The organism is Edwardsiella anguillarum ET080813, from assembly GCF_000264765.2.
Taxonomy (GTDB): Bacteria; Pseudomonadota; Gammaproteobacteria; order Enterobacterales; family Enterobacteriaceae; genus Edwardsiella; species Edwardsiella anguillarum.
Genome location: NZ_CP006664.1, coordinates 2,292,637 through 2,306,283, shown reverse-complemented (window position 1 = coordinate 2,306,283; position 13,647 = coordinate 2,292,637). Strand labels below are relative to the sequence as shown.

Annotated in this window: 10 protein-coding genes; 8 read left to right on the top strand and 2 right to left on the bottom strand. The window is 60.8% G+C overall.

The genetic code is table 11. From position 1 onward, the window contains the following. The first annotated feature begins 211 nt into the window (after window positions 1-211). Both gltB and ETEE_RS10415 read left to right on the top strand, forming a co-directional pair. Window positions 212-4,669, top strand: coding sequence for a glutamate synthase large subunit (gene gltB, locus ETEE_RS10420; protein WP_034162770.1), 4,458 nt, complete (start codon window positions 212-214; stop codon window positions 4,667-4,669). A gap of 15 nt (window positions 4,670-4,684) precedes the next feature. Next, complete coding sequence (locus tag ETEE_RS10415; protein WP_034162771.1) at window positions 4,685-6,103, top strand: FAD-dependent oxidoreductase; 1,419 nt, start codon at window positions 4,685-4,687, stop codon at window positions 6,101-6,103. Here the strand turns inward: ETEE_RS10415 and ETEE_RS10410 are convergent. Continuing rightward, entirely contained in the window at window positions 6,088-7,089 is a 1,002-nt protein-coding gene (locus ETEE_RS10410; RefSeq protein ID WP_034162972.1) for a LysR family transcriptional regulator, read from the bottom strand. The genes ETEE_RS10415 and ETEE_RS10410 overlap by 16 nt on opposite strands. A gap of 396 nt (window positions 7,090-7,485) precedes the next feature. Here ETEE_RS10410 and ETEE_RS10405 point away from each other — a divergent pair, with 396 nt between their 5' ends. The 6 genes from ETEE_RS10405 to nanQ all read left to right on the top strand — a co-directional run bounded on the left by ETEE_RS10405 (window position 7,486) and on the right by nanQ (window position 12,936). Beyond that, window positions 7,486-9,282 carry an aryl-sulfate sulfotransferase gene (locus ETEE_RS10405; RefSeq protein ID WP_034162773.1) on the top strand — a complete coding sequence of 599 codons (1,797 nt, stop codon included), beginning with the start codon at window positions 7,486-7,488 and terminating at the stop codon, window positions 9,280-9,282. Window positions 9,283-9,344: 62 nt separating this feature from the next. Then, window positions 9,345-10,016: a thiol:disulfide interchange protein DsbA/DsbL gene (locus ETEE_RS10400; RefSeq protein WP_034162774.1), complete on the top strand. Its 672-nt coding sequence runs from the start codon at window positions 9,345-9,347 to the stop codon at window positions 10,014-10,016. Between the two features lie 16 nt (window positions 10,017-10,032). Beyond that, a complete protein-coding gene (dsbI, locus tag ETEE_RS10395) occupies window positions 10,033-10,734 on the top strand; it encodes a protein-disulfide oxidoreductase DsbI (protein WP_034162775.1) in 702 nt (233 codons plus the stop codon). Window positions 10,735-10,899: 165 nt separating this feature from the next. Further along, complete coding sequence (locus tag ETEE_RS10390; protein WP_034162776.1) at window positions 10,900-11,607, top strand: N-acetylmannosamine-6-phosphate 2-epimerase; 708 nt, start codon at window positions 10,900-10,902, stop codon at window positions 11,605-11,607. After that, window positions 11,588-12,463 carry an N-acetylmannosamine kinase gene (gene nanK, locus ETEE_RS10385; RefSeq protein WP_034162777.1) on the top strand — a complete coding sequence of 292 codons (876 nt, stop codon included), beginning with the start codon at window positions 11,588-11,590 and terminating at the stop codon, window positions 12,461-12,463. The genes ETEE_RS10390 and nanK overlap by 20 nt, the downstream gene beginning before the upstream one ends. After that, window positions 12,460-12,936, top strand: a complete 477-nt coding sequence (nanQ, locus tag ETEE_RS10380) for an N-acetylneuraminate anomerase (protein WP_034162778.1) — start codon at window positions 12,460-12,462, stop codon at window positions 12,934-12,936. The genes nanK and nanQ overlap by 4 nt, the downstream gene beginning before the upstream one ends. 214 nt (window positions 12,937-13,150) lie before the next feature. On the opposite strand, the gene sspB is transcribed toward nanQ, so the two are convergent. Beyond that, window positions 13,151-13,645: a ClpXP protease specificity-enhancing factor gene (gene sspB, locus ETEE_RS10375; RefSeq protein WP_034162779.1), complete on the bottom strand. Its 495-nt coding sequence runs from the start codon at window positions 13,643-13,645 to the stop codon at window positions 13,151-13,153. Window positions 13,646-13,647 lie beyond the last annotated feature (2 nt).

Genomic DNA, 13,647 nt, shown 5'->3' with positions numbered 1-13,647 from the left:
AAAAACAACACCCTTCCGGATGGACACAACATCACATCATAGTTATCCAGTTAGTTACGATCCCCGCGCAACGCGTGACAGTGTGCTTGTGAATACTGATGCAGGCGGCTGCCCGACGGGCGCCTCCGGTCAAACGACCGAGAACCTGCCAGCCACAGGCCGCTGCGCCCGGCGGTGGGGGCCGCGCAGAGCTTGGGGAGGTTCACTGAATATGTTGTACGATGCATCCCATGAACGGGACAACTGCGGCTTCGGCCTGATTGCCCATATAGAAGGCGAACCGAGTCACAAAGTCGTGCGTACCGCCATTCATGCGCTGGCGCGCATGCAGCACCGCGGCGCCATCCTGGCCGACGGCAAAACCGGCGACGGCTGCGGCCTGCTGCTACAAAAGCCCGATCGCTTCCTGCGCATGGTGGCAGAAGAGCGTGGCTGGCGACTGGCCAAGAACTATGCCGTCGGTATGCTGTTCCTCAGCCGCGACGAAGAGCGAGCAGGAGCCGCCCGGCGCATCGTTGAGGAGGAGCTACAGAACGAGACCCTCTCCATCGTGGGGTGGCGCGACGTCCCCGTCAACCAAGAGGTGCTGGGCGACATCGCGCTCTCCTCTATGCCGCACATTGCGCAAATCTTCATCAATGCCCCGGCCGGATGGCGCCCGCGGGATCTGGAGCGCCGTCTGTTTATCGCCCGTCGGCGCATAGAAAAGCGCATCGAGGATCCGGATTTCTATGTCTGCAGCCTCTCGAATCTGGTTACCATCTACAAAGGGCTGTGCATGCCCGCCGACCTGCCGCGCTTTTACCACGATTTGGCTGACCTGCGCATGGAGTCGGCCATCTGCCTGTTCCACCAGCGCTTCTCGACCAACACCGTACCACGCTGGCCGCTGGCGCAGCCGTTTCGTTATCTGGCACACAACGGTGAAATCAACACCATCACCGGTAATCGTCAGTGGGCACGGGCACGAACCTACAAATTTAAGACGCCGCTGATCCCCGATCTGCAGGACGCCGCCCCCTTTGTCAACGAAACCGGCTCTGACTCCAGCTCTCTCGACAACATGCTGGAGCTGCTGTTAAGCGGGGGGATGGATATTGTGCGCGCCATGCGTCTGCTGGTGCCGCCGGCCTGGCAGAACAACCCGGACATGGATCCCGACCTACGCGCCTTCTTCGACTTTAATTCGATGCATATGGAACCCTGGGATGGCCCGGCCGGCATCGTGATGTCAGACGGACGTTTCGCCGCCTGTAACCTAGATCGCAACGGCCTGCGTCCCGCGCGCTATGTGATAACCAAAGACAGGCTGATCACCTGCGCCTCAGAGGTAGGAATTTGGGACTATCAGCCGGATGAAGTGGTGGAGAAAGGGCGCGTCGGCCCCGGCGAACTGATGGTGATCGACACCCGCGCCGGGCAGATCCTGCACTCGCGGGAAACCGACGACGATCTGAAAAGCCGCCACCCCTATCGCGAATGGATGGAGAAAAATGTCCGGCGCCTGATCCCCTTTGAGGATCTGCCCGATGAGCGGGTCGGCAGCCGTACGCTGGACGATGCGGCGCTGCTCACTTACCAAAAACAGTTTGCCTACAGTCAGGAAGAGATCGACCAGACCCTGCGGGTGCTAGGGGAGAACGGCCAGGAAGCGACCGGCTCAATGGGCGACGATACGCCCTTTGCCGTCCTCTCCAGCCGCCCGCGCCTCATCTATGATTACTTCCGCCAGCAGTTCGCCCAGGTCACCAATCCGCCGATCGATCCGCTGCGCGAAGCCCACGTCATGTCGCTCTCCACCAGCATCGGGCGCGAAATGAACGTCTTCTGTGAAGCCGAGGGACAGGCGCACCGCCTTAATTTTAAGTCGCCGGTGCTGCTCTACTCTGACTTCGCCCAGCTGATCGGGCAGGAAAAAGAGCACTATCGCGCCGAAACCCTGGATATCACCTTCGATCCCGGGCAGCAGGATCTGCAACTGGCCCTCGCCGCCCTGTGCGACGAGGCCGAAGCCCAGGTGCGCCGCGGCGCGGTGCTGCTGGTTCTGTCCGATCGCGCCATCGGCGCCCAGCGTTTGCCGATCCCGGCGCCGATGGCCGTCGGGGCGGTGCAGCGGCGCCTGGTCGAACAGAGCCTGCGCTGCGACGCCAACATCATTGTCGAAACCGCCAGCGCCCGCGACCCGCATCACTTTGCCGTGCTGCTTGGCTTTGGCGCCACCGCAATCTACCCCTATCTGGCCTATGAAACCCTGGCCAAGCTGGTGGACAGCGGAGCCATCGCGCGCAGCTACCGCCAGGTGATGCTGAACTACCGCAACGGGATTAATAAAGGGCTGTACAAGATCATGTCCAAAATGGGCATCTCCACGGTGGCCTCTTACCGCTGCTCCAAGCTGTTTGAGGCCGTCGGCCTCCACCCCGCGATCTGCGATCTGTGCTTCCCCGGGGTCGTCAGCCGCATCGGTGGAGCGACCTTCAGCGACTTCCAGCAGGATCTGCACAATCTGTCCCGCCGAGCCTGGCTGCCGCGCCAGCCCTTGGATCAGGGGGGACTGCTGAAATATGTCCACGACGGTGAGTACCACGCTTATAACCCCGATGTGGTGCAGGCTCTACAGCAGGCGGTCCAGAGCGGCGACTATCGCGACTACCAGCGTTACGCTAGCCTGGTCAACCGGCGCCCGATCACCACCCTGCGCGATCTGCTGGCGCTGCGCCCCGTCGCGCAGCCCTTGGCGCTGGAGCAGGTTGAGGCGGAAAGCGCCCTGTTCCAACGCTTCGATACGGCGGCCATGTCCATCGGCGCGCTGAGCCCCGAGGCCCATGAGGCGCTGGCCCAGGCGATGAACGGCCTGGGCGGCTTCTCCAACTCCGGCGAAGGCGGAGAGGATCCGGCGCGCTACAACACCGATAAAGCCTCACGTATCAAACAGGTCGCCTCCGGGCGCTTCGGCGTCACGCCCGCCTATCTGGTCAACGCCGATGTGATCCAGATTAAAGTGGCGCAGGGCGCCAAGCCGGGCGAAGGGGGTCAGCTGCCCGGCGATAAGGTGACCCCGTACATTGCCCGACTGCGCTATTCGGTGCCCGGCGTCACGCTGATCTCTCCCCCGCCACACCACGATATCTACTCTATCGAAGACCTGGCGCAGCTGATCTTCGATCTCAAACAGGTCAATCCGCGGGCGCTGATCTCCGTTAAGCTGGTCTCTGAACCAGGCGTGGGCACCATCGCGACCGGGGTCGCCAAGGCCTATGCCGACCTGATCACCATCGCGGGCTATGACGGCGGCACCGGCGCGAGCCCGCTCTCCTCCGTGAAACACGCGGGGTGTCCCTGGGAGCTCGGCCTGGTAGAGACCCAGCAGGCGCTGGTAGCCAACGGGCTGCGCCATAAAATCCGTCTGCAGGTGGACGGTGGCCTGAAGAGCGGCGCCGATATCATCAAAGCCGCGATCCTCGGCGCGGAAAGCTTCGGCTTCGGCACCGGTCCCATGGTGGCGCTGGGCTGCAAGTATCTGCGGATCTGCCACCTCAATAACTGCGCAACCGGCGTCGCCACCCAGGATGAAAAGCTGCGCCGCGACCACTTCCACGGCCTGCCGCTGCGCGTGACCCACTACTTCCACTTTATTGCGCGGGAAACCCGCGAGCTGATGGCACAGCTGGGCGTCAGCCGCTTGGTCGACCTGATCGGTCGCACCGATCTGCTGACGGTACTGGAAGGAGAGACCGCCAAGCAGAGCCGCCTGGATCTCGCGCCTCTGCTACATACGGCCACGCCGCATCCGGGCAAGGGACTGCACTGCAGCGAAGGCAACCCCCCCTTCGATTCGGGGCAGCTCAACCAAAGCCTGCTGTCTCAGCTACAGGAGAATATCGCGGCCCGTCAGGGGCGCACGCTGTTCTGCGACATCCATAACACGGATCGTTCGGTGGGCGCCTCGCTTTCCGGAGCCATCGCCGAACGCTACGGTGAGCAGGGCATGGCCGCCTCACCGCTGAAGATCCAGTTTAGCGGTACCGCAGGTCAGAGCTTTGGCGTGTGGAATGCCGCGGGCCTCGAGCTAACCCTGACCGGCGATGCCAACGACTATGTCGGTAAGGGCATGGCGGGCGGCCGTATCGTCATCCGACCGCCGGTCGGCTCCGCCTTCCGCAGCCATGAGGCCAGCATCATCGGCAACACCTGTCTGTACGGCGCCACCGGTGGCAGGCTGTTCGCCGCCGGGCGTGCCGGCGAGCGCTTTGCCGTGCGTAACTCCGGCGCCCTCACCGTAGTTGAGGGGATCGGGGATAACGGCTGTGAATACATGACCGGCGGTATCGTCTGCGTGTTAGGCCGCACCGGTATCAACTTCGGCGCGGGCATGACCGGTGGGTTTGCCTATGTGCTCGATGAAGACGGCGAGTTCCGCCAGCGCGTCAACGCCGAGCTGGTTGAGGTGCTGGACATGGCGGCGCTGCCCATCCACGAGGAGCACCTGCGCGGGCTGATCACCGAGCACGTCCGGCTGACGGGATCCGGGCGCGCAGAGGCCATCCTAGCCGACTGGCCACAGTGGGCCGCGCGCTTTGTCTTGATCAAGCCGAAATCCAGCGACGTGAAAGCGCTACTGGGACACCGTAGCCGCTCCGCAGCCGAGCTGCGCGTGCAGGCACAATAAGGGGGCGGAGAAATCATGAGTCAGAATGTCTATCAGTTTATCGACCTACAGCGTATCGATCCGCCGAAAAAGCCGCTAAAGCAGCGCCAGGGCGAATTTATCGAGATCTATGAACCCTTCTCCGACGGCCAGGCGCAAGCGCAGGCCGATCGCTGTCTCTCCTGCGGTAACCCCTACTGCGAATGGCGCTGCCCGCTGCATAATTACATTCCTAACTGGCTGAAGCTGGCCAACGAAGGACGTATTTGGGATGCGGCGACGCTCAGCCATCAGACCAACAGCCTGCCGGAGGTGTGCGGCCGGGTCTGCCCGCAGGATCGCCTATGCGAAAGCGCCTGCACGCTGCATGATGAGTTCGGCGCCGTCACGATCGGCAGCGTAGAGCGCTACATTACCGACAAAGCGCTGGCCGAGGGGTGGACGCCGGATCTCAGCGGCGTACAGCCCACCGGGAAACGGGTCGCCATCGTCGGCGCCGGCCCCGCGGGCCTTGCCTGTGCCGACGTGCTGGCCCGCAGCGGCGTACAGGCCGAACTCTTCGATCGCCACCCGGAGATCGGCGGACTGCTCACCTTTGGCATTCCCGCGTTTAAATTGGAAAAGCAGGTTATGGTCCGCCGGCGCGAGATTTTCAGCGCCATGGGGATCCGTTTCCATCTGAATACCGAGATCGGACGCGATATCACGCTGGAGAGTCTGCTGAGCCAGTTTGACGCAGTCTTTCTCGGCGTTGGCACCTACCAGGCCCTCCCCGGTGGACTGGAGCAGGAGGAGGCCAGCGGCGTACACTCCGCCCTGCCCTACCTTATCGCCACTGCCCGCCATCTGATGGGCTACCCCGAGGATCCTCAGACCCCCCACGTCTCCATGCATGGCAAACGGGTGGTGGTGCTCGGCGGGGGAGACACCGCCATGGACTGCGTACGCAGCGCCCTGCGCCAGGGGGCCACCCAGGTCACCTGCGCCTATCGCCGCGATGAGGACAATATGCCCGGCTCCCGGCGCGAAGTGAAAAACGCCCGCGAAGAGGGCGCTGCGTTTCGTTTCAACCTGCAGCCGCTGGCCATTGAAACCAACGCCGCCGGGCGGGTGTGCGGCGTTCGCATGGCACAAACAGCGCTGGCGGATCCCGATGCCGCCGGCCGACGCGCCGTGCGTCTCGTGCCCAACGCCGAGGTCACGCTGGCAGCCGATGCGGTGATACTGGCGTTCGGTTTCCGCCCGCACGCCATGACATGGCTGGCGGAGCACGGCGTGGATCTCGATGCCCAAGGGCGCATCATCGCCGCAGACCACGGCGACTATCCCCATCAGACCAGTAACCCGCAGATTTTCGCCGGCGGCGATGCGGTACGCGGATCCGATCTGGTGGTGACCGCCATCGCAGAGGGACGCCGCGCGGCTCAGGGTATCCTAAGCTATCTCTGCGTGTAGCACTCTGCGCCGGCGCGGCCTCCCGCGGCGTCGGCGTTATCCCGTCCCCTCTCCAGCGCCGCCTCCTCCGAGACAAAGCGCAAAAACAGCGCCCGTAGCCACTGGATCACCGGATCATGGTGTACCCGATGATGCCAGATCAGCCGTGTATAGAAGGCGGTCTCACCATCGGGATAGGGTAGGATCGCCAGGTTGGCCATCTGGGAGAAATGGCGGGCGGTCTGGGTGGGCAAGGTCAGGACAAAGTCGGTCTGCGCCAGGATCATCGGTGCCGCCAAAAAATAGGGCACTGACATGGCGACATCATAGTCTTTTCCCTGACGATGAACCGCGTTACCCACCGTGGCGCCAGGCTGGCCGTCGTGCAGGCTCACCTGCAGCCGACGATAGGCGTTGATCTGCGCTAAGGTCGGCGTCTCCCCACGCAGCATCTGACGCGCCAGCGGATGCCCCTGACGCACCAGGCAGGAAAAGGTGGTCTTAAACAGATTGGCCTCGTGAAAATCGGCCGGAATGTCGATCAGCGGATAGATAGCCAGATCCATGCGGCCGAACTTCAGGCTAGAAAACAGATCGTCACCGATGGGCAAGATCTCGATTCGCGCATTGGGCGCTTGCTGGAACAATGACTTCACGACCCGTGAAAAGATCATCCAGACACCGTTGTCCACCGCGCCCAAGTACATGGTACGCCGCAGCGCCTGCGGCTCGAACTCATAGGGCATCGTCAAATGATCCAGCGCCTGCAGCGCAGCGGTGACCCGCGGCATCAGCTCTCGGGCACGTGGCGTGGCCTGCATACCATAGCCCCCCTTCACAAACAGCTGATCCTGAAAGACGGCGCGCAGCTTACTCAACGCCCGGCTCGCCGCCGCCTGACTCAGGCCAACCCGGCCTGCGGCCTGCGTCAAAGAGCCGGTTTCCGCCAGCGCGCGGAACAGAGCCAGTCGCTCACTGTCTACGGCCACATTATTCATTTTACGCATGATCATTATCCGGAAATAAGCATTTATCTCCGAATAGAGATAACCTAATATCGGTATAAAAGAAATAAAGCCTGCGGTTAATTACGTGATACGTATCAAATAATAATATTATGGCGCCGTCAAACATATACGCATCATCAAACACATCAATTAATAATAAATAAAAATAATTCAAGCAAGATTAAATTCAACAATATATATTCACCTGCGTAATATCTTGGTTTATCACGACAATGATAACCATCCATCATTGCTCATCATCGCCCTATTTATGCTGCGCCCTGCGGCGTAGCAGATACCGAATTCCCCTTTTGGGATAGCGCGGACGGCATGCAACCCAACGTGGGCTGTCCACTGATGATAAAAATGGATTTATTGCAAAGTCAGGAGAATACCATGCTCAGCACAACCAGAAAAACGCTGGTCGCAGGTGCCATTGCATTCGCCATCGGCGCCGTCTCTCCCACCGTTCACGCCGCCGGCATGCCGGCAGCCCCAGCCGTCGGTAATCTCGGCTCCGTCGTGGTTGACCCCTATGGCAACTCACCGCTCACGGCATTAATCAACCTGAATGGACACACCATCTCCGATGTTAAAGTCACCGTGCAAGGGAAAGGAAAAAATGGCGTTGCCGTCAGTTATCCCGTCGGCAAATCATCCCTGTTAACCTACGATGGCATTCCTATCTTTGGCCTGTATCAAAAACATGATAACCAGGTCACAGTTGAATATAAGGAGGGTGGAAAACTCAAAAAAGATGCCTATACCATCCGAACCTCTGCCATCGTCAATAAATATATGGATAACCGCTCACTCACCGATTTACAGCAGGTGAAACCGGTTAAAGTTGCCAAAGGGTTTGAGGACCGTCTCTATTTAGTCAATACCCATACCTTTACCTCGCAGGGATCTGATCTGCACTGGAGCGGCGAAAAAGATAAAAATGCCGGTCTGCTGGATGCGAGCCCGGCGACCGGATCCCTGCCATTCGATATCGCGCCCTTTACCTTTGTTGTCGACACCCAGGGTGAATATCGCTGGTGGCTGAATCAAGATACGCTCTATAACGGCCATGATGTTGACATCAACCAGCGCGGCTATCTGATGGGGATCCGGGAAACGCCGCGCGGAACCTTTACCGCCGTGCAAGGGCAGCGCTGGTACGAGTTCGACATGATGGGCCAGATCTTGAATAATCACCGTCTACCGCGCGGCTACCTCGACGCCACCCATGAGTCGATCGAGATCCCTAACGGCAACGTAATGCTGCGCGTCGGCAAACGCAACTACCTGCGCGACGATGGGCAGCGCGTACACACCATCCGCGACCATATTCTGGAGGTGGACAAGGCCGGACGGGTGGTCGACGTCTGGGATCTTAACCTGATCCTCGATCCGCTGCGCGACAGCCTACTCGGCGCGCTCGACGCCGGCGCCGTCTGCGTTAACGTCGATCTGGACCACGCGGGCAAACAGGCCAAGCTGGAGCCGGATACGCCGTTTGGCGATGCACTGGGCGTCGGCCCAGGGCGTAACTGGGCCCACGTCAACTCCATCGCCTACGATCCTAAAGACGACAGCATCATCCTCTCCTCCCGTCACCAGGGAGTCATCAAAATTGGCCGCGACAAGCAGGTGAAGTGGATCCTGGCACCGGCTGAGGGCTGGAACGAGAAGCTCTCCGCCAAGCTGCTCAAGCCGGTTGATGCGCAGAATAAACCACTGAACTGCAGCGCCAAGGGCGTCTGCGAAAACAGCGATTTCGATTTCACTTATACCCAGCACACCGCCTGGCTATCGCCCAAGGGCACCCTGACGGTCTTCGACAATGGCGATGGCCGCCACCTGGAGCAGCCGGCGCTGCCCACCATGAAATATTCACGCATCGTGGAGTACAAGATCGATGAAAAGAATATGACCGTGCAGCAGCTCTGGGAGTATGGCAAGGATCGAGGCTATGAATGGTATAACCCGATCACTTCGATCGTCGAATACCAGCCGGATCGCGACACCATGTTCAGCTTCGGCGGCTCCACCAATCTGTTTGAGCCGGGCCAGCCGACCACCGGTCGCCTAAATGAAATCGACTACAAGACCAAAGACGTCAAGGTCGAGCTGGACGTGCTGTCCGACAAGGCTAACCAAACCCATTACCGTGCGGCGCTGATCCGGCCGCAGGGGCTGTTCCTGTAACGTCCATGGGCGTATCCCTGGATACGCCCATTCCGTATCGCTTTAGGAAAGGAGTCTCCACTATGCATTTAACGCTGGGTAAAACACACCTGAAAGCCCTACTGGGCGCCACACTGCTGACCTGCGCCTTCGGCGCGGCCGCCTTTAGCGAAGGCACGGACTACGTGGTGTTGGAAAAGCCGATTCCCAACGCCCAGAAGACTCTGATCAAGGTCTTCAGCTACGACTGCCCCTTCTGCTACAAGTATGATAAGGCGGTCACCGGCCCCGTCAGCGAAAAGGTTAAGGATGTCGTACGCTTCGAGCCGTACCACCTGGATACCAAAGGTGTCTATGGACCACAGGGCAGCGAAATTCTCGCCGTGCTGCTCAATAAGGATCGCGCCGCCGGTGTCTCCATCTTCGACGATGCCTCTCAGTTCAAAAAGGCCAAGTTTGCCTACTACGCGGCCTACCACGATAAAAAAGAGCGCTGGAAGGATGGCAAGGATCCGGCTGCCTTTACCCAAACCGGGCTGGACGCCGCTGGCCTGAGCCACGCCGATCTGGAGGAGGGGCTGAAGGATCCCGCGGTACAAAAGACCCTGGGTGAATGGAAGGCCTCCGCCTACGACGTAGCCAAGATCCAGGGCGTACCGGCCTATGTAGTCAACGGTAAATATCTGATCATGACCAAGAGCATCAAATCCGTCGACTCCATGGCCGATTTAGTCAAAGAACTGGCTGCCAAGTAGCCTAAGGATGATCGCTATGTTTGCAAAGATGTGGAGTGACCTGCGCCAAAATCCGGTCGAAACGCTGGTTCGCTGGCAGGAGCGGCGCTTTCTCTGGCTGCTGATGGCCCTGGTCATGGGCGGACTGATCGTCCTGGCGCATGCCTTTTTTCAGATCTATCTGTACATGGCCCCCTGTGAACAGTGCGTCTATATCCGCTTTGCCATGCTGATCATGGTTATCGGCGGACTGGTCGCGGCGATCAACCCACGCAATCTGGCGCTGAAGCTGTTCGGCTGTATCGCCGCCTTCTATGGCGCCATCATCGGCATGGGATACTCCATCAAACTGAACGGGATCCATCATGCGGTGCACAGCCCGGACGCGCTGTTTGGCGTACAGGGATGCTCCACCGATCCCCACTTTCCCTTTGGACTGCCCCTGGCCGAGTGGTCACCCTCTTGGTTTAAGCCGACCGGCGACTGCGGTTATGATGCACCGGTGGTACCACAGGGGGTGGCGCTGGACAGCGTACAGCAGTGGTTTATCGACATATACGTGCAGGCTGAGGGCTGGTATCTGATCCCCTCCATGCAGTTTATGAATATGGCGCAGGCCTGTTTCCTGGCCTTTGCGCTGTGCTTTGCGATCCTAGTGATCATGAGCGTCGCCTGGGCTATCCATCTGCTGCGCCGTCGCGCGATGCCCGCGGACCATACCGCCTCTACCCCCCGCTAAATCGCTGGCGGAGTTTAACTCCGCCACCGCTTTCCCCTGTGGTACGCTCACCAACGATAGTTTGACCCTACTCACGCTTTGCTGCATTTTACCTTGATGGAGTATTGCTCCATAATATAAATTCATATGGAGTTCAATTTTAAAGCGTAATCAAGGTGAGGTGTCATGTCTGTATTCACCACTCTGCAACAGCATATTCAACGCAACGGTGCCCTGATCGTCTCCTGCCAACCGGTGCCGGGTAGCCCGATGGATAACCCGGAGATCGTCGCCGCCATGGCCGCGGCCGCGGCCCAGGCGGGAGCCGCCGCGCTGCGTATCGAGGGCGTGGCCAACCTGCAGGCGGTGCGCCCGCGCGTCACCCTGCCGATTATCGGGATCATCAAACGCGATCTGGATGACTCGCCGGTACGCATTACCCCCTTCCTGCGCGATATTGACGATCTGGTTCAGGCCGGCGCCGATATCATCGCCTTTGATGGCACCCAGCGTCCTCGCCCGGAGCGGCGGGAGGCCCTGCTGGCGCGCATACAGCACCATGGGCGTCTGGCGATGGCCGACTGCTCCTCGCTGGAAGATGGGCTGTACTGTCAGCGCCTCGGCTGCGATTTTATCGGTACCACGCTCTCCGGCTATACCCAGGGTGAGACGCCCTGCGAGCCCGATTTTGCACTGGTGCACGCGCTGAGCAATGCCGGGTGCAGGGTGATTGCCGAAGGGCGCTACAACACGCCTGCGCAGGCGGCGCAGGCGTTATCCCAAGGGGCCTGGGCCGTCACCGTCGGCTCGGCCATCACCCGCATTGAGCACATCTGTCAGTGGTATTGCCAGGCTCTCCAGGCGGAGGCGCATCATGAATACGCTGGCCATTGATCTGGGCGGAACCAAGCTGGCAGCAGCGCTGGTCGATACCAACGGCCAGCTCAGCCAACGCTGCGAGGTCGCCACGCCGGTCAGCGGTGACCCGGAGGCCCTAACGCAGGCGCTCTCCCAGCTAATCACCCACTATCGAGGAATGGCAGACAGGGTTGCCGTCGCCTCTACCGGCATTATCCATCAGGGGATCCTCAGCGCCCTGAATCCCGATAACCTGGGCGGACTGAACCGTTTTCCGCTGCAGGCGTGCGTTGAGAGGCTCAGCGCGCTGCCCTGCCACCTTCTCAACGATGCCCAGGCCGCGGCCTGGGCTGAGTATCTTGCCCTGACCCCCAGCGGTCAGGATATGGCGTTCATTACGGTATCGACCGGCGTCGGCGGCGGGCTGGTGCTCAACGGCCGCCTTCAGATCGGGCGCGCTGCCTTCGCTGGCCACATTGGCCATACACTGGCCGATCCGGCGGGACCACGCTGCGGCTGCGGGCGTAGCGGCTGCGTAGAGTCCATCGCCTCAGGGCGGGCTATCGCCGCGGCGGCGCAGGGCGATCTGGCTGGCCTCGATGCCCGCGCTATTTTTCAACGGGCCGCCGCCGGCGATGCCCAGGCACAGCGGCTCATCGCCCGCTCGGCCCAGGCGATCGCTCAGCTGATCGCCGATCTGCGGGCGACGCTGGATATTCAGTGCGCGGTGATCGGCGGCAGCGTCGGCCTGGCTCCAGGCTATCTGGCTCAGGTTCAGCATTTTCTGCGGCAGATGCCGCACGCTTACCACGCCACGCTGTATTCAGCCCGCCATCAACGCGATGCCGGCCTGATCGGCGCGGCACTCTGGAGTCGGAGAGAAACGACATGATACTTGGACATATTGATGATTTAGCCCAGCGCAGCGACCTGCCGAACCCTATTCGCCGTGCGCTGCAGCGCGCGCTGGAAGCCGGCGCAGCGCAGCAGGAAAACGGTACTCACCCCATCGACGGCGAGCGGCTGTACATGAATGTCATGACGCTGACGCCACAGGAGGCGGAGGAAAAACTGGGCGAGATACACCGCGACTATCTGGATATTCAGCTGGTGCTGCAGGGCGAGGAGCGCATCGACTTCGCCCTGGCAGGCCAGGCGCGCGAATGCCAAGCCTACCAGCAGGAGGGAGACTATCAGCTGTGTGCCGCCATGGCGCAGCCGCAGCGCCTGATCATGACGCCGGGGATGTTTGCCGTCTTTCTCCCCGGAGAGCCCCATAAGCCCGGCTGTATCAGCCGGACGTCAGACCCCATTAGGAAAGTCGTCGTCAAGCTGCACCGCGACTGTCTTAAGGAAGAGAAATAACAACGGTTCTGGCCATGGCTCCCGGCATACCCCTGCCGGCGATGTCCGCCATCCTCTTTGACGTGTGATCGCCCTGCTCCCCCTATGCGGGGCATCACACTTTTTTCTCTTTTCCCCACGGGCCACGCGAGAACAAAACAAAACCCCCTGCTAGGCAGGGGGGGTTCAACAGAAAAAAACCGGGATCAAATCCCGGTCTCTATTAACGTTCGCGTTATTTTACCACGCGTAGGGCCGGACGGCCGCGCGGCGGAGGCTCATCGCCGCCGTCATCCTCGTCTGCGGGCGTGGGGTTATCCGGCGAGCGATCGCCGTCGATCAGCGTCATGGCCGGCTCATCGCTTTCCATCTCGGCGCGCGTCTCATCGCCATCCTGGTCATAGGCGGCCTCGGGCTCAAACATCGTACCGGCGCCGTTTTCACGCGCATAGATAGCCATCACCGCCGCCATGGGCACATATACCTGACGCGGTACGCCGCCGAAGCGGGCGTTAAAGCGCACCGCATCATCCGCCAGCTCTAGCCCACCAACGGCGCGTGGCGCGATATTCAGGACAATCTGCCCATCGCGCGCGTACTCCATCGGCACCATCACGTCGGCGCAGTGTACATCCACCACCAGATGCGGCGTCAGCTGATTATCCAGCAGCCAGTCATAGAAGGCGCGCAGCAGGAAGGGACGACGCGGTGACATTTGCGACAGCTCCATCA